Origin of the sequence: Alteribacillus bidgolensis (genome assembly GCF_002886255.1) — a bacterium.
In the GTDB taxonomy this organism is placed as follows: Bacteria; Bacillota; Bacilli; order Bacillales; family Marinococcaceae; genus Alteribacillus; species Alteribacillus bidgolensis.
On sequence record NZ_KZ614149.1, the window covers coordinates 4,145,342 to 4,170,891 of the forward strand.

Annotated in this window: 23 protein-coding genes; 22 read left to right on the forward strand and 1 reads right to left on the reverse strand. The window is 38.4% G+C overall.

Annotation, left to right across the window (positions count from 1 at the left end; all coding sequences use genetic code 11):
- The first annotated feature begins 152 nt into the window (after positions 1 to 152).
- The 22 genes from CEF16_RS20395 to CEF16_RS20495 all read left to right on the forward strand — a co-directional run bounded on the left by CEF16_RS20395 (position 153) and on the right by CEF16_RS20495 (position 24,305).
- The gene (locus CEF16_RS20395) at positions 153 to 557 is read left to right on the forward strand and encodes an aromatic ring-hydroxylating oxygenase subunit alpha (protein WP_091587986.1); all 405 of its coding nucleotides are present in this window, start codon (positions 153 to 155) and stop codon (positions 555 to 557) included.
- Positions 508 to 921 carry a type 2 periplasmic-binding domain-containing protein gene (locus tag CEF16_RS20400; protein ID WP_245918016.1) on the forward strand — a complete coding sequence of 138 codons (414 nt, stop codon included), beginning with the start codon at positions 508 to 510 and terminating at the stop codon, positions 919 to 921. The genes CEF16_RS20395 and CEF16_RS20400 overlap by 50 nt, the downstream gene beginning before the upstream one ends.
- A gap of 284 nt (positions 922 to 1,205) precedes the next feature.
- Positions 1,206 to 3,077 (forward strand): XylR N-terminal domain-containing protein, encoded by a 1,872-nt coding sequence (locus CEF16_RS20405; protein ID WP_091587983.1) that lies wholly within the window; start codon positions 1,206 to 1,208, stop codon positions 3,075 to 3,077.
- Positions 3,078 to 3,255: 178 nt separating this feature from the next.
- Entirely contained in the window at positions 3,256 to 4,092 is an 837-nt protein-coding gene (locus CEF16_RS20410; RefSeq protein WP_091587981.1) for an FAD synthetase family protein, read from the forward strand.
- Between the two features lie 41 nt (positions 4,093 to 4,133).
- On the forward strand, positions 4,134 to 5,654 hold the full coding sequence (locus CEF16_RS20415; RefSeq protein ID WP_091587980.1) for a 4-hydroxyphenylacetate 3-hydroxylase family protein: 1,521 nt from the start codon (positions 4,134 to 4,136) through the stop codon (positions 5,652 to 5,654).
- Positions 5,655 to 5,887: 233 nt separating this feature from the next.
- A complete protein-coding gene (hpaE, locus tag CEF16_RS20420) occupies positions 5,888 to 7,396 on the forward strand; it encodes a 5-carboxymethyl-2-hydroxymuconate semialdehyde dehydrogenase (RefSeq protein WP_211295872.1) in 1,509 nt (502 codons plus the stop codon).
- Positions 7,397 to 7,423: 27 nt separating this feature from the next.
- Positions 7,424 to 8,404, forward strand: a complete 981-nt coding sequence (gene hpaD / locus CEF16_RS20425) for a 3,4-dihydroxyphenylacetate 2,3-dioxygenase (RefSeq protein ID WP_096241767.1) — start codon at positions 7,424 to 7,426, stop codon at positions 8,402 to 8,404.
- Positions 8,405 to 8,449: 45 nt separating this feature from the next.
- Entirely contained in the window at positions 8,450 to 8,908 is a 459-nt protein-coding gene (locus CEF16_RS20430) for a flavin reductase family protein (protein ID WP_091587634.1), read from the forward strand.
- Positions 8,909 to 9,105: 197 nt separating this feature from the next.
- Positions 9,106 to 10,158, forward strand: a complete 1,053-nt coding sequence (locus CEF16_RS20435; RefSeq protein ID WP_245917939.1) for a TRAP transporter substrate-binding protein — start codon at positions 9,106 to 9,108, stop codon at positions 10,156 to 10,158.
- Positions 10,159 to 10,719: 561 nt separating this feature from the next.
- Complete coding sequence (locus CEF16_RS20440; protein WP_091587632.1) at positions 10,720 to 11,646, forward strand: MFS transporter; 927 nt, start codon at positions 10,720 to 10,722, stop codon at positions 11,644 to 11,646.
- 148 nt (positions 11,647 to 11,794) lie between these two features.
- Complete coding sequence (gene hpaI, locus CEF16_RS20445; RefSeq protein WP_091587630.1) at positions 11,795 to 12,715, forward strand: 2,4-dihydroxyhept-2-ene-1,7-dioic acid aldolase; 921 nt, start codon at positions 11,795 to 11,797, stop codon at positions 12,713 to 12,715.
- Positions 12,716 to 12,834: 119 nt separating this feature from the next.
- On the forward strand, positions 12,835 to 13,902 hold the full coding sequence (locus CEF16_RS20450; protein WP_091587628.1) for a TRAP transporter substrate-binding protein: 1,068 nt from the start codon (positions 12,835 to 12,837) through the stop codon (positions 13,900 to 13,902).
- A 13-nt stretch (positions 13,903 to 13,915) separates the two neighbouring features.
- Complete coding sequence (locus tag CEF16_RS20455; RefSeq protein ID WP_096241768.1) at positions 13,916 to 14,419, forward strand: TRAP transporter small permease; 504 nt, start codon at positions 13,916 to 13,918, stop codon at positions 14,417 to 14,419.
- The gene (locus CEF16_RS20460) at positions 14,416 to 15,720 is read left to right on the forward strand and encodes a TRAP transporter large permease (protein WP_091587626.1); all 1,305 of its coding nucleotides are present in this window, start codon (positions 14,416 to 14,418) and stop codon (positions 15,718 to 15,720) included. Before CEF16_RS20455 ends, CEF16_RS20460 begins: the two co-directional genes overlap by 4 nt.
- A gap of 257 nt (positions 15,721 to 15,977) precedes the next feature.
- Positions 15,978 to 16,565, forward strand: coding sequence for a TetR/AcrR family transcriptional regulator (locus CEF16_RS20465; RefSeq protein ID WP_091587625.1), 588 nt, complete (start codon positions 15,978 to 15,980; stop codon positions 16,563 to 16,565).
- 88 nt (positions 16,566 to 16,653) lie between these two features.
- A complete protein-coding gene (locus CEF16_RS20470) occupies positions 16,654 to 18,039 on the forward strand; it encodes an aminotransferase family protein (RefSeq protein ID WP_091587623.1) in 1,386 nt (461 codons plus the stop codon).
- Positions 18,040 to 18,066: 27 nt separating this feature from the next.
- Positions 18,067 to 19,182 (forward strand): class II histone deacetylase, encoded by a 1,116-nt coding sequence (locus tag CEF16_RS20475; RefSeq protein ID WP_091587622.1) that lies wholly within the window; start codon positions 18,067 to 18,069, stop codon positions 19,180 to 19,182.
- 40 nt (positions 19,183 to 19,222) lie between these two features.
- Positions 19,223 to 20,695 (forward strand): aldehyde dehydrogenase family protein, encoded by a 1,473-nt coding sequence (locus CEF16_RS20480; RefSeq protein WP_091587620.1) that lies wholly within the window; start codon positions 19,223 to 19,225, stop codon positions 20,693 to 20,695.
- Between the two features lie 155 nt (positions 20,696 to 20,850).
- Positions 20,851 to 20,985, forward strand: coding sequence for a hypothetical protein (locus CEF16_RS25015; RefSeq protein WP_281259201.1), 135 nt, complete (start codon positions 20,851 to 20,853; stop codon positions 20,983 to 20,985).
- 131 nt (positions 20,986 to 21,116) lie between these two features.
- Complete coding sequence (locus tag CEF16_RS20485; RefSeq protein ID WP_091587619.1) at positions 21,117 to 21,617, forward strand: MoaF C-terminal domain-containing protein; 501 nt, start codon at positions 21,117 to 21,119, stop codon at positions 21,615 to 21,617.
- Between the two features lie 305 nt (positions 21,618 to 21,922).
- The gene (locus tag CEF16_RS20490) at positions 21,923 to 22,873 is read left to right on the forward strand and encodes a DMT family transporter (RefSeq protein ID WP_170032218.1); all 951 of its coding nucleotides are present in this window, start codon (positions 21,923 to 21,925) and stop codon (positions 22,871 to 22,873) included.
- Between the two features lie 244 nt (positions 22,874 to 23,117).
- Entirely contained in the window at positions 23,118 to 24,305 is a 1,188-nt protein-coding gene (locus tag CEF16_RS20495; protein WP_091587616.1) for an aminotransferase-like domain-containing protein, read from the forward strand.
- 91 nt (positions 24,306 to 24,396) lie between these two features.
- Here CEF16_RS20495 and CEF16_RS20500 read toward each other — a convergent pair whose 3' ends face one another.
- Positions 24,397 to 25,458, reverse strand: coding sequence for an exonuclease domain-containing protein (locus CEF16_RS20500; protein WP_091587614.1), 1,062 nt, complete (start codon positions 25,456 to 25,458; stop codon positions 24,397 to 24,399).
- Positions 25,459 to 25,550: the final 92 nt, after the last annotated feature.

Genomic DNA, 25,550 nt, shown 5'->3' on the forward strand with positions numbered 1-25,550 from the left:
TTGTGCTTTTGTCTCTAATCTTAAATAATAATTTTTGTCAAAAAGTTAATTAGTATAGCAATGTATCCGCTTACATTAATTTGCTAAAATTTATATTAAATTCAGAATAGAAAAACCAATAGACAAGTAAAGGATTCGGTGAGGTGAGCTTAATGAAAGTGATGGATGAGTTACAGCAGTTAAAAGATAATTGGAAAGAAGGTTATTTTCCGCAGTGGCTTATTATGGATCCAGAAATATATAAATTAGAACAAGATAAGATTTTTGGAAAAACATGGCTGTTTTTAGGGCATGAATCGGAGATAAAAGAACCGGGTGATTATGTTACAAGAATGATGGCAGACGATCCGATTATCCTTATGAAAAACAAAAAAGGAGAAATAAAAGGTTTTTTAAATTCTTGCTCTCATCGAGGAACGCGTTTATGTACTGAAGACTACGGTAATAAAAAAGCGCATACATGTCCGTATCATGGCTGGACGTATAATCTAGAAGGCGATTTGATTGGTGCGCGGGGTAGTAGACGGAACAGTTGGTCCTATTCACACCTTGCTTGACTTTAGTTTACAAGAAGTTATTGATTATGTAACGGTTGGGGATTTCTATATGACGACCTTCTTTGGGGTGATGAATCAAAACAGCTGGGATTCTATTAGTGAAGATAATCAAGAAGCTTTAGACGCGATAAAAGGAGAACATATGGTTCAAGTGGCTGGAGAAGTTATCGATGACAGATCAGCAGAAGCTGTAGAAGCAGCAGGAGAGGCAGGTGCAGAATTTTATGAGTTAAGTAACGAAGAACGAGAAGAATGGGAGCAATATATGCAGCCAGCAATTGAAAGTTGGATAGAAGATAAAGAAGAAAAAGGACTTCCAGGACAAGAAATTTATGATAGAGCTGTGGAATTAAGCAATGAGTAACGTACGAATCTTTAAACAATTACGATATTGTTCTATAATAGTTACTTGAAAAAAGGTATTAGAATGGGGACAGTTTATTTTTGATCTCTTATTTGCCAGCTATACGAATCTAAAAAGAAGAGACAGGGTAATATCCTGTCTTTTTCTTGTACTTAAAGAATGTTTAACTTTGTTAAAGGATCAAACTATAAGTAAAACTTCAACTTCCGCCATTTGAACTTTGCGGTAAGCTGAGCTTTTACTAATTTTACATTACGGTCAATTATAAAAGGAAGGTGAAGAGGATGGCGTTTCATCAAAATGTATTTGACTCATTGTCAGAAAAAGACGGAAAGATATACTTAGATGGCGAACGGATGATACTAACCTCCTCCTCTGTTTTTGGAACACTCCGAAAGGACCTTATGGAAAATATCGGGGAAAACCGAGTGAAGGGATTTCTTATTCGTTATGGTTGGAACTTAGGGGCAAACGATGCAAAAAAAGTACTGAAAAAGAACTTCTCTTCAATAGAGGAGATATTGAAACAGGGTCCCATTTTGCATATGATGAAAGGCTATACAAAAGTAAAGACATCCAGCCTGGACATTAAATATAATTCCGATGGCACGGTAGATGGCGTTCATGTTGAGGGAGCCTGGACTGATTCTTATGAAGCAGAGGAGCATTTACGTCAGTTTGGGATTGCAGAAGATTCGGTCTGCCATACGTTAATTGGCTATGCAAGTGGTTATTATTCAGAAATTTGCCAGCATACTGTCCTTTTTAAAGAAGTGTCTTGTAAAGGAACGGGGGATCGTTCGTGTTATTATATTGGAAAAACATTATCAAATTGGGGTGAAGAGATTGAAAAAGAAGTTGAGTATTATAAAAATGCTACGATTGTAAAAGAATTGGAAAGTACGTATGAAAAACTGCTTGAGGAACGAAACAATCTATCTAAAACATTTGCTGTACATAAGAGAGTTACAGAGGAGCTTACAAGCGGGAATGATTTACAGTCGATTGCTGATGTTGTGTTCGAAGAGACTGAAATTCCTATAACCATACAGGATTTAAAATTTCAGCTTTTAGCATTTGCTGGCTTACCCCCTGAACGGTATGAAGAACTGGAGTTGGATTTTAAATCAAAGTTTGAACAAGAATTTAATAATCATGGATATTTTTCTATAACAAAAAGGGTATCCAGCCCTTCGCACCATCGTATTATTACGCCAATTATTCTCGAGAAAAAGCGTGTTGGATACTGTTCCTTTATTTATGGTAACCAGGATAAAGAAGCATTCGAAGTGGATCAAATGATATTAGAAAGAACGGCAACGGTTTGTTCTCTTTATATGTTAAATGAAAAAAATGCATTTGAAGCAACCGAACGTATGAAGGGACATTTTTTAGAGCAAATACTTAATGGGGATTTATTATCTAAGAAAGAAATTTTAAAACGCGGAAGTTACGTTAATATTAATCTTGAAAGACCTTATTATATTGCTGTTTTAAAATATAATAATAAATACGAAAGTTCAAAAAATGAGTTGTTATTTCATGAAGAATTAATGGAAGCTGTCCTGCAGTATTTTAAAAAACGCACAAATATATTAATTGGACAACGAAGTGGAAACATTATTTTGCTTATTCAAATCGATTCGTTGGACAAAGACGTTGCACCATTATGTAAACATCTTATGCATTCTTTAGAAGATAATTTTCCTGGAAGAACATTTAAAGCAGGAATAAGCACGTTAGCTCAACAAATTCAGCAGGCATCGGAACACTATGATGAAGCGGTAACATCTTTACAGATGGCCACTTCCTCTAATAGTCTTATTCAATTTGAAGATTTAGGTGTTGTAGGCATCATGATTCACTCTAAAAATAAAGAATCCGTAAAGCAAAAAGCAAAACAACTACTAGGAACGTTGTATGAAGATAAAGTAAATCACGCAGACTTCATTAAAACCCTCTATGTATTTCTATCTAATGGAGGAAACCTTGAAAAGTCAATGGAAGAACTTGCTTTATCGATGAGCGGTCTGCGCTATAGGATTAGAAAATTAGAAAAAATGCTTGGACAAGACCTTCGGGATCCAGCATCTGGGTATCAACTTTTATTAACGTTACAAGTATTGATTAGTGAAGGTGAAATTAAAATAGAATAGCGATTAAATAACCCCCGCCTGCGTACATGATTTGTGGTACTGGCGGGTTTTGCTTTTGTGACAAACAAAAAGTGTTTAAAAAATTAATTTTTTTGAACATTTACTGTCGTAGATTATTGAACATCTATTCGATAGGATAAATATAAAGATTTTGAATATTTGGGGAAGGAGGAAGGTAATGGAGGTTGTTTATCTTAATTGCCCGTCCGAGGGTTCTATTTCAAATGTTGAATCTCATGTTATGGCTATAGGATTTTTTGATGGTATTCATTTAGGTCATCAATATTTACTGGAACATGCAAAGCGGCTGGCAAAACAACAAAATAAAAAATTCACAGCGATGACGTTTTTTCCCCATCCAAACGAAGTTGTTAAAGGAGAGAAGAACCGAAAGTACTTGACACCTTGGTCTCTGAAAGTGAAGAAAATGGCCAGTATCGGTTGCGAAAAGTTATTTGTAGTGAATTTTGATAAACCTTTTGCCGCGCTTTCACCGTACCAATTTATTAACCAATATATATTGAATCTTCAAGCAGCACATGTTGTAGTCGGATTTGATTTCACTTTTGGTTTCATGGCAAAAGGGGATACAGACTACTTGCAAAAGGAAGGCTTAAAAAATGGTTTCGGTGTCACTGTTATCTCCAAAAAAACATACAACGCAGCAAAAATAAGTTCTACATTAATAAGAAATTTAGTAACGAATGGTGAGGTTCACCTGATTCCCTACTATTTAGGAACCCATTACGAGACGGCCGGGAACATATATAGTGTGAGAACGAATCGGTTTGGAACAAAGTCAATGAAGATAGCCATCGATCAAAAGTATTTATTACCAAAACCAGGACTTTATCAAATTGAAATTCAAGATGATCAGGGTGAATATCCAGGAAATTTGCGATGTCTTGAAAACGGAAAAACTGAAATCGTTTTAAAAAGAGAAAAACCGATTGGAAGCAGACTAACTGTTAAATTTTTAAATAAGGTATCAACTGTTCGTATGGCTTCTGTGTAAATTTTTCATAGATACATTATTAAAATATGGAGGTTTTAATTATGATGAATGGTAAAGAGTATTTAGAAAGTCTAAGGGATGGAAGAGTTGTTTACTTAAATGGTGAAAAAATAGATGATGTAACTACTCATCCTGCTTATCGAAATGCAGCAAGGTCCGTTTCTCAGTTGTATGATGCTTTGCATGACCCAGAAAAAGCTCCTATTCTCACAACGGAAACCGAAGACGGCTACTCTACTCATAAGTTCTTTAAAGCGTCTACAAGTGTAGAGGAATTGCTGGGTGCAAGAGATGCCATGGCAGAATGGACAAAGCTCAGTTACGGATTTATGGGAAGAACCCCCGATTACAAGGCTGCATTTACAGCGTCTTTAGGACCATACGCTGATTTTTATAAAGGATTTGAAGACAATGCAAGAAGATGGTATAAGAAGGCTCAAAGAGAGGTACCTTTCTGTAACCATACTATTATTAACCCTCAACTGGATCGAGATCAGCCTCTTCATAAAAATAAAGATGTATTTGTACGTGCTGTTGAAGAAAAGGATGATGGCGTAATTGTAAGCGGTGCCAAAATGGTAGGAACATCTGCGGCGTTAACGCACTATAACTTTGTAGCCAATTATTCACCTGAAGATTTAGGTGAAGGCGATAAAAGTCATGCGTTGATATTCTTTGTCCCAATGAATGCTCCAGGATTAAAAATTGTAAGCCGCCAATCTTATGAAGAAATGGCTACCAAATTAGGAACTCCTTTTGATTACCCATTGTCAAGCCGATTTGATGAAAATGACGCAGTGATTGTGCTAGATAACGTATTTATTCCATGGGAAGACATTTTAACGTATAACAATGTTGACATTGCTAATGGTTTTAGACCAAAAACAGGTTGGCTTAATCGTTACACGTTCCAAGGGTGTACTCGTTTTGCGGTTAAATTGGATTTCATGGCTGGTTTACTGCTTAAAGCTACCGAAATGGCAGGAACAAGTAAATTTAGAGGGGTTCAAGCTAATATAGGCGAAGTGATTTCTTGGAGAAACATGTTCTGGGCTATTTCTACTGCTATGGCAACGAATCCTGAAAAAGGAGCGAATGGCTGTTTATTGCCAAATGCTACCTATGCTACAGCATATCGTACGTTTGCCCCGATGGTTTGGCCTAAAATAAAGCAGATTTTTGAACAAGTAGTTGCAGGTGGGCTAATACAGCTGCCATCGAGTGCGAAAGACTTTCAGAATCCTGAAATCCGTCCTTATTTAGACACTTATTATAAAGGTTCTGGTGGTGTTACCGCCGAAGAGCGAGTGAAAGTAATGAAATTAATTTGGGATGCTATTGGTACCGAATTTGGCGGACGCAACGAATTATATGAAATAAATTATGCCGGAAACCATGAAGCAATACGACTAGATGCACTTAAATTTGCAGACATTTCAGGACAAACAGATAAGTATAAAGATTTCGTTGATCAAGCATTAAGTGATTATGATCTTTCCGGGTGGACTTCTGATAAATGGATTAATCCTGAAAAAAAAGAGACTGAAAAAGCAATATATTAATTTAAGCTATTAAAGGGTTTACGGCTTTTCGTTGTAAACCCTTAAGTTGGAAAATGATCTCGTTCATAGGGCATTAATTATATTTGAAATAATATATCATATAATATATAATTTAAGAAAGGAATATTTAGAAAATTGTTTATGCATGTGAGGTTGAAATTTTACTTAACACTGATGTTGGTGTTAAACACGCGCATGTTGACTGTCAAATCTAGAAAAAAGGAGAGGGAATTATGGCCAACCAAGTATCTGATAAACAGGTTCAGTTGGAAGAACAGGTGAAAGATATAAAGTTGTATATCGATGGATCATTTGGTGATGCAAAAAGCAATGAAACATTCGAAAACATCAGTCCCTTCACGAATGAACCAATCAACAGGGTCGCCTCTGGAGATACGGAGGATATTGATCAAGCAGTCAAAGCGGCAAGAAAAGCGTTTAAGGGAGAATGGGGAAACTTAAAGGTTAAAGAACGTTTGGCGTATATTAATAAGATTGCCGATTTAATTGATGAACATATCGATGAAATCGCTCCGTTAGAATCCTATGATACCGGACTTCCGATTAGTCAAACGAAAAAAATGGTGGCCCGTTCGGCTCATAACTTCCGCTTTTATGCAGAAATGGTGTCGAGCCGTTTAGTGGGAGATGTGTATCAAGTAGACGACGAGTTTTTGAATTATACGATTCATAAACCAGTCGGCATCGCAGGTTTAATTACCCCATGGAATGCACCGTTTATGCTGGAAACGTGGAAAATCGCACCGGCGTTGGCGACAGGAAACACAGTCATTTTGAAACCGGCAGAATGGTCGCCGTTAACCGCGAATCGTCTGGCGGAGATTATTGATAAAGCAGGGCTGCCGGACGGTGTGTTTAATGTGGTGCACGGGTACGGCGAAAAAGCAGGAGCTGCATTGGTTGCCCATCCGGATGTGGAATTGATTTCTTTTACGGGAGAAACGACAACCGGTTCCGAAATTATGAAAAATGGCGCGGACTCGCTGAAACGATTCTCGATGGAATTGGGTGGGAAGTCACCGATCATCGTGTTTGACGATGCAGATCTAGATCGTGCGCTTGATGCAGCGACGTGGGGCATCTTCTCTTTTAACGGGGAACGCTGTACAGCAAATTCTCGCTTGTACCTTCATGAAAGCGTTGCCGACACCTTTGTCGAACGATTGAAAGAAAGAGTGCAAAACATTATCGTAGGAGATCCGATGAGAGAACAGACCCAAGTCGGTCCGCTGATTCATAAGAAGCATTATGACAACGTCAAGGGGTACTTGGAACTAGCGAAAGAAGAAGGCTGTGAGGTGATCAGCGGCGATATTCCAGAGGACATGAGCCGCGGAAACTTTATCGCCCCGACCATCTTATTGAATGCTCATAATAACATGCGGGTGATCCAAGAAGAAATCTTCGGTCCAGTGATCGCTGTCATGACTTTTAAAGAGGAAGAAGAAGTCATTGAACTGGCCAATGATGTTCGGTATGGCTTGGCTGGTTATGTGTGGACGAAAGACATCCAGCGCGGCCACCGTGTCGCTCAAGCTGTAGACTCCGGCATGTTGTGGGTGAATTCTCAAAATGTCCGTGATTTGCGTACGCCATTTGGCGGTTCGAAACACAGCGGTATTGGGCGAGAAGGCGGTTACTATGCGTTTGAATTTTACACCGAAATTCAAGTTATTCATGTAGCGTTAGGACAGCACCAAATACCTCAATTCGGTAAATAAAAAATTAATAATAAGGAGAAATTGATAATGAATTTTGATATTATTCGCACTGGCCGCGCTGTGCTGCACGTAACAGATTTAGATAAGTCAAGAGCATTTTACGATGCTCTTGGCTTCATTGAAACCGAATTCGATCAAGAAAACATTTTCTTCCGCGGATTAGAAGAACACAATCACCATAGTCTTTGGCTGAAGAAAAAGCCGGAGCCGGCCGTCGAAGTGATCAGTTACAAAGTGAGAGCGGAAGATGATCTCGAAAAACTAGAATCGTTTTTTACCAAACAGGGACGTAAGGTGACGTGGCTCGAAAAAGGAAGCCAAAAAGCCCTCGGGAAGTCCTTGCGCGTCCAAGATTTATCTGGACTTCCAGTAGAGTTCTATGCCGAAATGGAAACGGTGGATCGGATGCTCCAGCGTTACGACTTATATAAAGGCGCCAAAGTCCAGCGAATTGACCATTTTAACTGCATGGTGCCGGATGTAGAAAAAGCCTATAACTATTATATTGATGAGCTCGGCTTTGCGTGTTCGGAATACACGGCCGGGGAAGAAGAAAAAATTTGGGCGGCGTGGCTGCACCGCAAACCAAGTGTGCACGATGTCGCATTCATGAACGGCCCAGGTCCACGTCTTCATCACGTCGGTTTTTGGTTGAACGACCCAATGAGCTTAATTAACGGCTGTGACGTCTTGGCTTCGATGGGGTACGCTCCAAACATTGAACGCGGCCCGGGACGACATGGATTGTCCAATGCCTTCTTCCTCTATTTGAGAGATCCGGACGGTCACCGGATTGAGCTGTATAACGGGGACTATCTCACAAGTGATCCGGACTTCAAGCCGGTCCGCTGGGATCTTGATGATCCGATGCGGCAGACATTCTGGGGCCATGAAGCACCAGACAGCTGGTTTGAAGAAGCATCCGAAGTGCTCGATGTTCATACTGGAAAGAAAATCGATCTGAAAGAGCCGACATTGAAAAAACGAAAGCCAACGTTTGTCATATAAGCCTTATTTTCTAAGAATGTAAATTTTTTTCAAGAGGTGATAATCATGGATGATCGTATGTTTAGAATAGCGATGGGGAAATTTGCGACAGGCGTAACCGTGATTACAACGGAGGTGGACGGAGAAGTACACGGCATGACTGCCAATGCTTTCATGTCGGTGTCGTTGGATCCAAAACTTGTCCTCATTTCCGTCGGAGATAAAGCCCGCATGCATGACTTAATTAAACGTGCTGATAAATTTGCGGTAAATATATTGTCAGAAGAGCAGAAAGAGATGTCAATGATTTTTGCCGGACAAATCAAAGAAGAAAGAAACGTAGCTTTTGAAGATTTTGAAGGAACGCCGATCATAAAAGATTCCATCGTTAATCTGGCCTGTAACGTGTATGATGCGCACGAAGCTGGGGACCACACCTTATTTGTCGGCGAGGTATTAAATTTAAATGTTCAAGACGGAGAACCGCTTGCTTTCTTTGAAGGAAAATACAAAGAAATAAGCTAAGCTATAACGACAGGTTAGACTGAAACATGAGGGAAAACAGTCAGAATGACTAGAAACTATTTAAAAAATGGTTCTCAACTATTTCTTGCTAGATTAAGGGAGGATTTATTACTAAAGTAAAATCTCTCCCTTTTCTTTTTATTTACCTATATTATGAAAACGCTTAATATAAATGGTCAATTAAAGGAGTGAAAAGCATGTTTAATATAAAAGTTCTGAAATATGCTGCTATGGCTGCTGCAAGTGTATTTATACTCAGTGCTTGTTCAGAGGAATCTAATTCTAAAAGTTCTTCCGAAACATCCGGGGAATCACAAGAATTTGCCTTTTCACATTTTTTTCCTTCCAATAGTCCGATGGAAACAGATATTGTCCAAGGGTTTGTAACGGGGGTTAAAGAAGCGACGGAAGGAGAAGTTGACATTACATCTTATCCGGGGAACCAACTTGCTGATCCAGATGGACACTTTGAAGCAGCTGCTACAGGTGTGGCAGACATGGGTTATGGTGTACATAGTTATACACCCGGACAGTTCCCTCTTACCTCGGTTATGGAGCTTCCTTTCTTGAGTGAAACGTCTTCAGAAGGTTCGCAGATGATATGGGATTTATATGAAGAATTTCCAGAAATGCAAGACGAATATGCCGATGTGATGCCGATATGGCTTTCAACATCTGAACCTGCACAAATTTACACAGTTGGCAAGCAAGTAAAAAGCCCTGAAGATTTGGAAGGAATGAGAGTACGTTCTCCTTCCCCAGAGGTTAATGCATGGCTTGAAGAATTAGGTGCTGTTCCTGTTTCTATGCCGATGAGTGATGTGTATGAAGCGCTCGAACGTGGAGTAGTAGATGGCACCGTCGGCCCTACTCATACTTTGCTGGACTATAGCTTAAAAGATGTTATTGACTATGTAACGGTTGGTAATTTCTATATGACAACGTTTTATGGGGCAATGAACCAATCCAGCTGGGATTCCATTAGTGAAGAAAACCAGGAAGCGATTGGCGAAATCAAGGGAGAAAATATGGTTCAATTGATCGGCGAGGTTCATGATGCTCAAGCAAAAAAAGCAGAGCAGGCAGCCAAAGAGGCTGGAGTGGAATTTTATGAAATAAGTAAAGAGGAACAAGAAGAATGGGAGAGATACATGCAGCCAGCTATTGAAGCCTGGATTGAAGATAAAGAAAGCAAAAGGCTCCCAGGGCAAGAAATTTATGACAGAGCCGTTGAATTAAGCAATGAATAAATAATAAGTTAACCTATAGAAAATAGCCGAGAAATCTGCTGCTGATGAATCGGCTTTTTTCACTGTTCATACAAAACGTTATTGGTTAATAGTTTAAGTAAAGCTGCGACTTACAACGTCGCTATCACAATGTATAAGAAATTTCGAAAGGCAGTATAAGAGCAGCTCCGTCATACGATAGAAGGACTCGTCGATAAGCCGAGTTTTTCTAAGGCGGTTTCCTTTACCAGGCAGTAAGCGCTGAATTTTTAGAACCATTGATCTAACGAATCGGTTGAATGAAAGGGGAGCACTGGCATTGGGAGAGCCTGCCGATGAAATATATTCATTTAATAAAGAATGGAAGAAAAATTATTCCTTGATGACGTTCATCTTTTTTTGCAGTGGATTATTTATTGTATCCAACCCTATTTGCAACAATTCCGTTAAATTCCGTGTTTATGGCTGAATTTGACATTACAGCGGAACGTGCCGCACTGATCACCAGTGTTTGTTCATTTTGCTATGCATTGGGAACACACGTGTTTGCACCGCTTTCCGAACGAATAGGGAGAAAAAAAGATTGTCTTTGGCTTATTGTTATTGACGGTATTATCACCGATTATTGGAATGCTTTCAAGTTATGGAGCAATTGTTGTATTACGGGGCATTCAGGGATTTGTTGCAGCTTCGTTTGCCCCCACTGCACTTACTTTCTTAACGGAGCTTTACCCGCCCAAAAAGCGAGCTGCGTCAATTGGATTTATTAGCGCTGCATTTTTAATGGCAGGCATCATAGGGCAAGTGTACAGTAGTGTGGTGAATGAAGCGTTTGGTTGGAACTATGTCTTTTATTTATTCGGCTTCATTTATTTAGGTCTAGGAGCAGCGTTTATCGCTGCTATTCCAAATGATTCGAAATGTACTAGTTCTGTAAGACGTTCTGTATTTAAAACGTTTACCACTGTCTTAACAAAACCGTTTTTTATCTGTAATTATTTTATCACCATATTACTTTTGTTGAGCTTTGTGGGTATGTATACAGCGCTTGAGAGCAAACGTATTTCTTGGAATTCGAACAAATTGCTCGTTCGCTCTGCAGGTATTATCGGGATGTTGTTTGCACCATTTGGCAGTCGTTTGGCAAGAAAATTTGGGGCATTTGTTATGATTCGAATCGGTCTATCTTTTGCAGGAATTGGTTTGTTTTTTATTGGGCTTACAATAAATATGACAATGATGATTGTCATGAGTATTGTCTTTACAGCCGGAATCTCAGTGACTGTGCCTTCTGTTATTTCACTGATTAGTATTTATGGTGGCAAAGAGAGAGCAACAGCAATGTCCTTATATTCTTTTTTCCTGTTTGTCGGATCGACTATTGGTCCGATGTTTGCCATTTATTTAATGAAGACAGTGACGTATGGATGGATATTTATCATCTTGTCTATATTTCTAGGGGTTGGTTTTTTCGTTACATTTTTCATCTCAAAAAAGGGTCACAGTTAGTATGGTGAATATTAACACGATAACAACATTAGAAGCAGGAATAATTTATACTTGAAATCATATATGAAAATATATATAATAAAATGTAATACAAGATATATATTATAAGCGATTAAATGATTGCTTAAATTAGAGGGAGGATATATTAATGAGTAGAAACTATGAAGATATTAAGAAAAGATTAAGAGGTTCCATTGCACCGGTTGTTACTCCGTTTAAGGCTAATCACGAGGTAGATTATGAGAAACAGTCAGAATTGATTGAATTTCAATTGGAAAATGGAACGCACGCTATTTCTGTTACCGGTACTTCAGGGGAACCAAGCTCCCTTACGACAGAAGAACGTGTGAAAGTGATGGAAAATGCGATCAAAACGATTAACGGCAGAGTCCCATTCGCACCAGGAACTGGTTCAACCAATCACGATGAAACAATGTATTTAACGAAAAAAGCTGAAGAAATGGGCGCCGATGCTGCAATGGTTATAGTGCCTTACTACAACAAACCAAATCAGCAAGCGTTATACAAACATTTCAAAACAGTTGCTGATTCTGTAGATATTCCAATTATTATTTACAATATCCCTGGGCGTACTGCACAAAATTTGGAAGTTACAACAATGGCACGCCTAGTCAAAGATTGCCCGAATATAGTAGGGGCGAAAGAGTCCAATAAAGATTTTGAACATGTAAACAGAGTGTTACTTTATTGTGGAAGAGATTTTCTATTGTACTCCGGTATTGAATTACTTTGTTACCCAATGCTTGCAATTGGAGGAGCAGGATCAATAAGTGCTACCGCTAACGTAGAACCAAAGAAAGTAGCCGAGCTTCATGATGCTTGGGAAACAGGAGATGTCAAGAAAGCGCAGGACCTTCACTTTGAACTTATGAAGTTAAACGATGTATTATTCAAAGATACGAATCCAGCCCCTGTGAAAGCAGCACTTGGTATGATGGGGAAAATTGAACCAGTATTACGATTGCCTATGGATCTGCCATCCGAGGAGCTTCAAAATGAAATTCGTGAGACATTAAAAGAATATAACATCCATCCACAGTATACTTAAGCGCGTTTGATTAAATGAAGGTGGGAGAAATGATTAAGGGCCTTAAATCTTTCTCCCTATTCATTTTATCTATAGCATGAAAGCGCTTAATTAATCTGTGATGATAAAGGAGGAACAACATGATTAAGTTAACAAAGAAGCTTTCACAAACATCTGTTTTAGCTGCTGCAAGTGTAATTATGCTTGGTGCGTGTGCTGATGACTCCACTTCTGACAGCTCTTCTGGGGCCTCTGAATCATCCGGTGAAGCACAAGAATTTGATTTTTCGCATATGTTTCCTTCTAATCACGTCATGGAAACAGAGGTTGTTCAAGAGTTTAAAGCGTTAACAGAAGATGCAACCAATTCGGAAGTTCAAATTATATCTTATCCAGGGGCGCAGCTGGCTGAGCCAGATGCTCAATATGAAACAGCGGCAACGGGAGTGGCCGATATCGGGTTTAGCGTTCATAGTTATACACCTGGACAATTTCCACTTACTTCTGTCATGGAACTTCCCTTTATGAGTGAAACAGGGGTAGAGGGTTCCCAGATTTTGTGGGATTTGTATGAAGAATTTCCGGAACTGCAAAAGGAATATGAAGACACGGTCCCTTTATGGACTGCAACATCTGAGCCTGGTCAGATTTTCACGGTTGATAAACAAGTGAAAAGTGTCGAAGATTTGGAAGGGATGAGAATACGTTCCCCATCCCCTGAGGTAAATAGGTGGCTTGAAGAAATGGGAGCTACCCCAGTATCGATGTCGATGAATGAAACCTACGAAGCACTTGAACGTGGAGTAGTTGATGGAACGGTAGGACCATTTCACACCTTATTAGATTATAGTTTGCACGAAGTAATTGATTATGTCACTGTTGGTAATTTTTATATGACAACGTTCTTTGCAGTAATGAATCAAAACAGCTGGGATTCTATTAGTGAAGAGAACCAATCAGCCATGGAAGAAATAAATGGAGAACATATGTCACAAGTGGTTGGAGAAACCATGGATAAAAGAGCAGAAGAAGCCATTCAGGCAGCTGAAGAAGCCGGAGCAGAGTTTTATGAACTAAGTGCTGAAGACAACGAAAAGTGGAGCGAATATTTACAACCTGCGATTGATGCTTGGATCGAAGATAAAGAAGAAAAAGGGCTGCCGGGTCAAGACATCTATGACAGAGCTGTTGAATTAAGCTCTGAATAACAGGAGTTTTTATATGAAACGATTTATTAGCAGATTAGAAGAAGCGGTAAATGTTGTTAATCTCATTTTGCATCATATCGCTAACATTGTTTTATGTTTCGTTATGCTCTTAATTACTTTTGATGTGATTGGCCGTTTCTTTTTCAACCAGCCGATTACAGGGTCATTTGAATTAACAGAATTAGGTTCAGCGATATTGGTGTTTTTTACATTCGCTATTACTCATAAATACAAAGAGCACATTGCGATTGGGTTTGCTGTAGACAAGATGCCGCATAGAGTAAGACATATTATAGAAGGTTGTATTGAATGGTTTATTTTTGTCGTAATTGCTTTTATGAGTTGGCACATTTTAAACGAAGCTATACGTACGATGGGGCGGAATGTGACAACTAGTGATTTGAGTCTGCCAGTTTATCCATTTATTATAATAGCTTCTATCGGTTCTTTCGTCTTTGCATTGATAGCTTTAACCAGCGGGCTCAAACATTTTGTGAAGGCGGTGGAAAAAACATGAGCCCAGAAACGATAGGTATTTTAGGAATTGTCGTACTATTGATTCTTTTTTTGCTGAAGGTGCCTGTAAGTATTTCATTAATTTTTATTGGAACAATTGGTTTTGGTATGATTAGAGGTTTAGATACAGGATTAGTCCAATTGGGCAACACACCGTTTGGAACTGCTAGTTCCTATTCACTCAGTGTGATTCCCTTGTTTATATTAATGGGGATGATTCTATCCTACAGTGGCTTTGGACAAGATTTATTTCGAGCTGTTGATTCATGGTTAGGACATGTGAAAGGCGGAATGGCTCTTACAACAATTGGAACAAGTGCTATATTTTCATCTATTTCTGGTTCCGTAAATGCCACCACCGCGACTATGGCTCGTATTACTCTGCCAGAGATGAAAAAATACAATTATAGCCCCACGTTATCAACTGCTTGTGTAGCCGCAGGCGGTACATTAGGAATTTTAATTCCTCCTAGTGTCATTTTAATTCTCTACGGGATTTTAACGATGGAACCAATAGGTCAATTATTAATTGCGGGTCTTATTCCTGGTATTGTTCAAATGCTTCTCTTTATGATAGTAATATTTTTATGGGTAAGAAAAGATCCCGCAGCTGGTCCTTCATCGGAAAAGTCAGATTGGGGAACAAAACTAAAATCTTTATCAAAAGTATGGCCATTTGTGTTGTTGTTTGTTCTAACAATCGGAGGAATTTATCTTGGGGTATTTACTCCTACGGAAGCAGGGGCTATTGGATCTTTTGGTTCTTTGGTGCTAGCTCTTATTACTAGAAGGTTAAACGGTAAGAAATTCATTAAAGCACTTAGTGAGTCCACTCGTTTATCTGCAATGATATTCCTCATTTTAATTGGAGCAGATATTTTTAGTCAATTTTTATCTATTAGCAGGATTCCAAGGCAGATTACTATGTTTGTCAACGGGCTTGATTGGTCCCCGTTTATGATTATGGGGATGATTCTGCTTGTTTATTTTATTCTTGGATTATTCTTAGAAGGTATTGCCATCTTAGTATTGACTCTCCCAGTTATATACCCTCTCGTTACTCAGTTAGGGTTTGATGGTGTTTGGTTCGGGGTCATTATGGTGATGGTAATGAACATAGGTTTAATTACTCCGCCGCTTGGTATTAGTGTTTATATCATTAGCGGTGTAGTAAAGGATATTCCAATTGAGAGAATATTTAAAGGTGTCATGCCCATGTTAGCTGCTATGGTGTTTGCTATTATCTTATTCACAGCGTTTCCTGAGCTGATTACCATTTTGCCTGAATTAATGAGAGGTTAAAAAAAGAGGGTTATCTTCATTTGGAGATAACCCTCTTTTTTTCGCAGGCAGGAAATATTTGATGATGTCCGGCTGCAGCTCCAGCCGCTCGGTACACACGATAGAGAGCAATTTTTGCTGAACCCCCGAACTTTTCTTATGATGACTTATTGTTTTTGTCGAATGATTAATAAAAATTAGGTAGAATAATTATTGATTGATATGTTGGGTCTATGTATATGTATTTTTTTCAACAATGAAAAAAGAGGAGGAACATAATGTCCATGACGACTGCAAACAAAATTAAAAAAAGTGCTTTACATCTTTTTGTTGAAAAGGGGTATGACGGTACTTCTCTAACAGATATAGGTGATGAAGTGGGTATAAAAAAGCAATCTATATACGCACATTACAAAAACAAAGATGATCTTTTTTTACAAGTAATGGAAAAAGTAATTAATGAAGAAATCTCATTTTTAGGTGATTATTTTGGAAAGCAGAAAGATAAAACGATAAATAACATTTTGTATTACTTTATTCTTCAATTAAAAGAGAGGTATCAATCAGTAGGAGAAAGAAACATTAAATTTCTGCTTAAAATGATGTTTATCCCCCCTAGACACTTAGAAGAAAGAGTGATTTCAAGTGCCTTTAATTATTATGATAGTTTACAAACATACATAAAAGAAGCATTTGAGAATCATGAAGATGAATTAGAAGTCAATGCGGAAGAAGGTACTATATCTTTTATGAATTTTATTGATGGGCTGCTTGTTGAATTAATTTATGTCAATGTTGACCAATTTGAAAAAAGATTCTCTATTTCTTGGAAAATTTATTGGCGAGGAATAGAAAAACAAATGTAAATTTCTATTGTAAATTTTCTGATTTTTCCTTATAATAAAACTGACGAACGTTCGTCAGTTTTATTATTTTAAGGGAGGCATACCTGTCATGAATGAAAATGTAGTTAAAAAAGCAAACAATGCAGATCATTTAAAAAAAGCGGATCAACAATATTACTTTCACCCGACAACTCCGCTAAAACTGCAGCAGCAAAGCGGACCGGGTTTAATTATTAAAGAAGGGCAAGGGATCAATGTAACAGATGTTCAAGAGGATGTTTATATTGATGGAGTTTCTTCTTTGTGGAACGTAAATATTGGGTACGGTCGTCAAGAAATGGCAGAAGCAGCTAAACAACAAATCCTGAATCTCTCCTATAGTTCTTCCTTTTTTAATAACTCTAACGATAAGGTGATTCAACTATCGGAAAAGCTTGCAGAATTAACACCTGGTGATCTTAATGTAAGTTTTTTCACCTCTGGCGGATCGGAATCTAATGAAACGGCATTTAAAATGGTAAGGCATTATTGGAAATTGAAAGGGAACCCAGAGCGGACGAAAATAATTGCTCTTGATTTAAGCTATCATGGGGTAACAATGGGGGCTACAAGTGCCACAGGAGTTCGAGAATTTGATAGTATGATCACTTCTTCAGCACCGGGATTTCTTCATGCAAAGCCGTACCTGACAGATTGTGAAAAGGGAGATACGTCTCACCTTGATTATGAAACTAGCATTAGAGGTATTGTTGAAAAAGAAGGTCCAGAAACAATAGCAGCTGTCATTTTAGAACCTGTTCAAGGCGTGGGAGGAATAAACATTCCCCCAGAAGGCTACTTAAAAGCTGTTCGAGAGTTATGTGATGAACACGGCATTTTTATGATTACCGATGAAGTAATATGTGGTTTTGGAAGAACCGGAAAAATGTTTGGGGTAGATAATTGGGAAATTGTACCTGACGTAATGACTGTCGCTAAAGGAATAACTAGCGGGTATATGCAGCTGGGTGCTGTCCTTCTAAAAACAGACCTAAGAGATGAACTTGCAGAAATGTCAGAAGATGTATTTTTTCACGGGTTTACCTACAGCGGGCACCCAACTGCTTGTGCGGTTGCATTAAAAAATTTAGAAATCATAGAAAAAGAGGACTTAGTTGGTAACGCGAAGCGAATGGGTGCGGAATTACACAAGGGCTTAAAGTATTTAGAAGAGAAACATAAAGTGACGGCAAAAGCTAGAACAATAGGTTTACTAGGAGCTATTGAATTGTTTGCAGACCGGGAAAACGAGAATGGTTTCGATCCATCTTTGCATGCTGCACAGCAGGTAGTAGAAGAGTGCTTAAATCGAAATCTTCTATTAAGACCTCTTGCTTTTGGTGGTATTAATGCAGTGGCTCTTGCTCCACCTTTAATAGTTAATAAAAAAGATATTGAAACAATAATAGAAAGGCTTTCAGAAGCTATAAAAGCATTTGAAAACAAAGCGTTTTAGAAGATTGTAAAAATCGGAAGGGACGTGATGACAATAAAAACCGGGTTTTTATGTGATGAAAGTTATTTTTGGCACGACACTGGAAATGGTGCATTGTTTCTTCCGCCTGGAGGATGGATAGAAGCAGATGAACATGGTGAAAGTCCTAAAAGTAAGCGACGTGTAAAGAATCTATTAGAACGAAGCGGGTTTATTCATGAGTTAAGAGTGATGACTCCCCGTGCAGCGACTCGGGAGGAGATTGAGTTAAATCATATTCCAGCTTATGTAGATAAAGTAAAACAATTAAGTGATACAACGGGTGGAGATGCTGGAGAATTAGCCATTGTAGGAAGAGGCTCTTATGAAATCGCTCTTTTATCTGCTGGTGGTGCGATTACGAGTGTTGATGCGGTAATGGATGGAAAGGTTCAAAATGTATACGCCCTTACAAGACCGCCAGGACATCATGCAGAAAAAGAAAAAGGAATAGGTTTTTGCTTGTTTAATAATGCAGCAGTTGCTGCTCGTTATGCGCAAGAAAAATATAGGCTGAAGCGTATTATGATTTTAGACTGGGATGTTCATCACGGTAATGGGACAGAAAGTGCATTTTACTACGATCCTAACGTTATGTTTGTTTCTATTCATCAAGAGTTTAACTTTCCGCCTGATAGAGGCGCTGCAGAAGATATAGGTGAAAAGGCAGGAAAAGGATATAACGTCAATATTCCATTACCGGCTGGAACTGGAAATGCTGGATATTTATACGCCTTGGAGCAAGCTGTTGGTCCAATTGCTGATCAGTTTAAACCAGAGCTCGTTATCGTATCAGCCGGACAGGATGCAAGTGTATTTGATCCTCTTGGACAAATGATAGTTACAGCAGAAGGGTATGGCAAAATGACTTCTGTCGTAATGGATATAGCGGAACGTCATTGTGAAGGTCGTTTAGTTGTTTGTCATGAAGGTGGCTATAGTCCTGCTTATGTACCATTTTGTACGTTAAGAATAATTGAATCGTTAAGTGGATTACAAAGCAAGGTGAAAGAAGATCCATTTTACGAAGCAATCAAGGGGCTGCCTTCAAATGTCTTGGCTGAACACCAAATAGAAGCAGTTAAACAGGTTGTCAATATCCATTCTCAAAATGTTCTGTATTAAGTGCAGTCTGCTTTACGAATTTTATTAAAGGAGAATAATGATGAGTGAAACATACAAATTATTTATTGACGGAAAATGGACAGAATCATTGTCTGGCAAAACATTTGAGTCGCTTAACCCCGCAACTGGAAAAGTCAATGGTACAGTAGCGGAAGGAGGAGGAGAAGACGTTGATTTAGCGATAAAAGCAGCAAGAAAAGCTTTTGAATCCGGGCCATGGGCTGACATGGCACCAAGTGATAGAGGGCGTTTATTAAATAAGGCAGCTCAAGAATTGTGGAGAAAAGCGGACTATTTAGCTGAAGTAGAATCCAGAGACAATGGTTTGCCTATTAATGAAACGAAATATATTGCAATCCCCGTTATGATTGATGTACTAGAGTTCTATGCCGGTCTTGCAAATAAAGTTCAAGGAGATACATTAGCTTCCCCTGCTGGAAGATTTAACTATACATTAAAAGAGCCGTTAGGTGTAATAGGAGCCATTGTACCATGGAATTTTCCTCTTATGCTGACGATGTGGAAATTAGCTCCAGCCTTGGCGGCAGGCAATACAATTGTTATTAAACCTGCAGAGCAAACACCTATCAGTATTTTAGAAATGGTTAAAATTTTTCAAGAAGCTGGTATTCCAGATGGTGTTATTAATGTTGTACCTGGGTTTGGAAAAGACGCAGGAGATGCCCTTTCTTCTCATCCTGGGATTGATAAGATTGCCTTTACAGGATCCACGTCCACTGGAAAGTTGATTATGCAAGCTGCTAGTAAGAATTTGAAACCCGTAAGTTTAGAGCTTGGAGGGAAAGCTCCAAACATTATATTTGATGATGCTAATATTGAAAACGCTGTCAATGGTTCCATGTTTGGCATTTATTTTGCGCAAGGTCAAGTCTGTGCTTCGGGCTCTAGGGTGTTTGTACAAGATAGTATATATGATGATTTTATGGATTCTTTCGTTAGAAAAGCAAAGAAAATTAAGGTTGGAAACCCATTAGAACAAACAACGCAAATGGGGCCGCAAGTTTCACTAGAACAATTAGAACGTATTGAACACTACGTGGCTGCTGGGTTAGAAGAAGGGGCTAACTTAGTTATTGGAGGGGAAAGATTTAAGACAGAAAACGATGGCTATTTTTTCACTCCAACTGTCTTTGAAAACGTGACTAATGATATGACAATTGCTCAAGAAGAAATTTTTGGTCCGGTTCTTTCGGTTATTCGCTTTAGAGACGAAGAAGATGCTTTGAAAAAAGCTAATGATACGTTATATGGCCTGACATCGGGACTGTGGACAGAAAATTTAAAAAGAGCACACCGAATGGTAAAAGGCCTAAAAGCAGGAACGGTGTACGTGAATACGTTTAGTATGCTTGATAGCGCTGCACCATTTGGTGGAACGAAACAGAGCGGGTTTGGAAGAGAACTAGGGATACAAGCAATGGATATGTATACGGAAACGAAAAATGTTTGGGTAGATTTAAATGACGAACATTTCAATTGGTATGGGGTTTAATCGTTAAATGTTCCGAAAATAAAAGAACGTAGGTATCAAGCAGTTTTGGCTTGGTGCTTACGTGACTTCATCTATAACTATACATTTATTTAGGGGGGATCGCTGAAATATGAGTATGAAAGAAAATGATTTCATCAGTATAGGCGAACTTTCGGTTGGATTTAGTGAAATATGATGGAGCCACAGATAAGTTAGTAGATAAAGACTTTATGCTTTATTATGAGGGAAACAAAATATCTAAAATATTGATTGTAGATATCGAAACGCATAAAGTGGACAGTGGAGGATGAGAATATCAAGGAAAGATTCATTTGAGCATACACAGCGGTCATGCTCAGAAAAGATATTTATTTTATACTTTAGAAATGTTTAAAACTATGTTAAAGGATCAAAGTATAAGCAAAACTGCGGATTCCGCCTTTTGGACTTTGCGGCAAGCCAAGTTTTTCTAATTGATTTCATTGTTTCATATGGTGATACGAAATCCATATCTATTGTCCTTGACCTTCACCAAAACATTGCTACCGTCATTACCAGCAAGCTTCCAGTTAAAGAAGGCACATCAATACCAATGCTTCAACGAGCTGAACAAGGTATGCCGCTTTCTTCTGTCCATGCTTCATTTGAACACGTATCTATTGACAATCCAATTTCGGATGTTACACCCCAGCAAAAGAAGACAAAAGAATTAATCGGAAAGCGAGTTCAATTTGTTTATAGCCGTAAAGATGTCTATTACAAACTAGATAATAATCTGTATTTGTTTGTATGGCTGGAAAAGGTTATTCCTACAACAGGTATTGTTGTTGAGGATTTTGATGCCATGCGATCCTATGGGAAAACCTATGGCTATTATGGTTATACAACTGGTCGTGTTTCAAACTTTCCTATTGGCTCTTATGTCAAAATTCTTAATGAATAGGCACCAAACACGTTATTTTAAATGGTTATATTTCTAAAGAGAGGTTTTTTATTAGGTAAAGATTTTTGTAATATTCAGTTAATAAGTCTTTGATTATCGTGGAGGCAATTATGAGAAATAGACAGTCTTCTTATAATTGGTTTGGATTGATGGAGACCAATCCACGTTTAATCTAATCAAAGCTATGAAGAACATTATTACAAGAATAATAGTAAGGTCATGACAGGTAGGAACGAGGCATCGTCATTTCACCACACTTTTAAATGGAACAATTAAAATTGTGTTTTTTAAAGGGGAGTAATGAGATGAATATTGGGTTTTTATATATTATCATAGTTATGATATTTCTAGGAATCAGTATCCCGGTTGGAGATTATGCTATGGAAACGATTCCTGTTTGGTTGTTCACCGCTTTAACATTGACTGTTTCAAGTATCATATTATTACCAGCAGCAAAGATTTATGACAAGGTGGAATGGAAAAACCTTGGCGTTAAAAATTACTATGGAATTTTTATGCAGGCTCTTTTCACTTGTGTCCTTTACACCGTATTTCTTTTATACGGACTTAGTTATACAAATGTCATTGCAGCTGGAGTGATTAATAGTATGGTTCCAGCTATTGTATTGCTTCTTTCCTTTTTATTATTAGGGGAACGTTTAAATATTCGGAAAATAATTGCGATTTCATTAGCTGTGTTTGCTGTTTTAATTATGGAAGTAGTCGGGGTTAGAGCGGTTGGAGAAGCAAGCTGGCTGGGGAACATTTTCATGATTCTAGCAGTAACCTCACTCGCGATGTTTTATGTTTATGCAAAAAAATTCGCAGTGCAAATCCCGCCGCTTACTATGTCTGCTGGCTTATGTGTTATGGGATTATTTATGACATTGCCTATGGCTGTTTTTGAATCATTAACGTTCGATTGGGAAAGTATAACGGCTATTACGTGGGCAACCATTGTGGCATATGCTTTTTCTGGCTGGGTGCTGGCATATACTTTTACGTATTTAGGAATGCCCAAAGTTCCCGCTAGTACTGTTGGGATGGCCACAGCAATAATACCAATTACGGCAACTGTTTTTGCTGTCTCTTTTCTTGGAGAAACATTAAGAGTGGTTGACGGCGTTGCTTTAGTCCTGGTCATTATTTCAATATTCATAGCAGAGTCCAAAGATAATACTGATAATGCTTTAGAAAATTCTAGAATGGAAGAAATATCATATAACTCAGAAGAGCAGGTCAACGAAACGAAATAAAAACATTTATCTGTTGTTGACTTACGGTTTATCCGTGTAAATAGGTATTTGTACAGCGGTATGGCTATATCTCATACACATTCTCTTTTCATACGTTTTTAGTATTTTATGAAAGTAGTGCCCCCATCTCATATAAGATGACTATCGAAGCAATCGATTTAAATATGATACAATATTAAGACATTTTGAAAATATTTTTTAATGAATCTATCAGTTATAAAAATATAAAGAGGTGGAGAGAGAAATGAAGTACGGGTTTGCAAAACGCGTCAACCATATGCAATCGTCAGCTGTACGTGATATTTTGAAAGTTGTCAATAAAGGGGACGTTATTTCGTTTGCAGGCGGACTTCCGGATGAGAAGTTATTTCCCGTGCAGGAAGTAAGAAAGGCGTTTGATCAAGCACTATTGTCTAATCCGAAAGTATTGCAATATGGGGAAACAGAAGGGGTGCCGGCCTTAAGAGAACAATTGACAGTACGGATGAAAGTAAAAGGTATTTACCGAGATCCGGAACATGTACTGGTAACATCTGGGTCACAGCAGGCAATTGACTTGTTCGCAAGAGTGATGTTTAATCCCGGTGATATTATTTTAACTGAGAATCCTACGTATCTAGCGGCTCTTCAAGTGTTTCAATCATATGAAGTAAACATTGTGCCGGTAGATTCAGATGAAGACGGGATGGTACAAGGAGACTTAGAAGAAAAAATCCAACGTTTAAAACCAAAGTGTATTTATGTTGTACCTACTTATTCGAATCCTGGCGGGAAAGTGTGGTCATTAGAACGCAGAAAGCAGCTTCTAAAGCTCGCAAAAAAATACCACACTATCATTTTTGAAGATGATCCATATGGTGACATTCAATTTGATCAAAGTGAAAATATTCCGCCTCTAGCGTCAATGGATGACAATAAGTACGTTGTCTACACGAGTACTTTTTCAAAAACTGTTGTACCTGCGCTGCGTACGGGATGGATTGCCGGTCCTTATCAAATTATTCGAATGATGGCCCAAGCCAAACAAGCTACAGATCTGCATACCAATTCATTATCCCAGCATGCCTTGATTCACTTAATGCGTGAATTTGACCTTGATGGGCATATCCGTACCCTGAGACAAGCATATAAAGAAAGAATGCTGGTGATGAAAGGTATTTTCGATAAAGGTGAAGATCTTCCTATCCAGTACACAGAGCCAAAAGGCGGTATGTTTTTCTGGGTATCGATGCCGGAATCTGTTAATACGACTGCTCTATTAAACGAAGCGGTGGAAAATGGCGTGGCATTCGTTCCTGGGGCACCGTTTTACGTCAATACCCCCGCTCAAAATACATTGCGTTTGAATTTCACCAATGCGGAACCCGAAGAGATTGAAACAGGAATGAAACGTTTAGTGGAAGTGATGAATCAGTCTTCTGTAAGTATGTAGGGAGAAAAGAGGAAAAGATTTCTGTGACACAATCTTTGCTGAAATTACACAAATCGATCATTAATTAATGCAAACAACCCTCCTAATTGATTTAATAGGAGGGTTGTTTGCTTTTATGGAGCAATTCTTTCAAATAGTATTCTCCTGCAGGGTTACGCTGCTGCAACAACTCCACAGTCAGTTTGACGTCATCAAGTGCCCGGTGCGTTTGGTGCTGAGTAATACGGTGGTGACGGCATAAATCAAGCAGTTTTCTCGTGGAAAACCCATAGCTTTTCCAGTGAATATCGTTAACAGAACAATGCCAAGGAACGACTTTTGATGCCGGAAAGTAACGCTGAATAAAGCCGCTGTCAAAACTAGCATTGTGTGCAATGATGATATCAGCTTCAGCAAATATTTGATCCAATTTCTTCTTATTTATCCTTTTACCATCAACTTTTTTATCCGTGATACCGTGAATGCGAGTGACGGCTGCTGGGATGGGAAAGCTTGGTTCGTTTAATTCATTAATCTCTTCAATAATCTCCATTATTTCCCCGGAAATGGTGTCGAACCTGCAGAACATAACGCCAATTTCTACGATTTCATCTTTCACTTTGGATAATCCTGTAGTTTCTACGTCTACAATTGCCGCTTTTATGCCGCGATCTATTTCTAAGGTAATTTCCTCTGAAAGCCATAGTGCATATGTATTCTTGTATGTATTTTTTTTGATCAATGTACTGTTGGCGAGGTACCATTTCAATGCTTTTTTGTCACATTTCAATCTTTTTTCAACCTGGTTTTCTTCGATTCCAGGGTTTTCACTAATACACAAAACCAGTCTATTGCGGGCTTTTTCCATTTCATCAATTCGTTTTAATACAGCAGCTTTCGTTGTTGGATGATATGCACCAGCTGCAAAAGCATTTTCTACGACAGTGCGTGCTTTTTTAAACTGATCCATCATGGCATAGAATTGAATAAGTGCATCCCGGCATGGAATAGACCGGGGAATATTTTCGATTTGATAAAAAACTTCTGAAAGCTGATCCATTCCTCGTTTGCAAAGTTCGATTCCTCTATTTATATCTTCGACCGATAATGCTTTAAGACGATATGTTTCAATTTCCTCATTTAATCTTTCAAATTCTCTCATGGCTGCAGCCACTTTTGTTCATCCTTCCAATCATTGCCTAGATAAATTATATTTTACAGGATTTAAACTAAATGACAACATTAGCGATCTTAGTGAATATACAA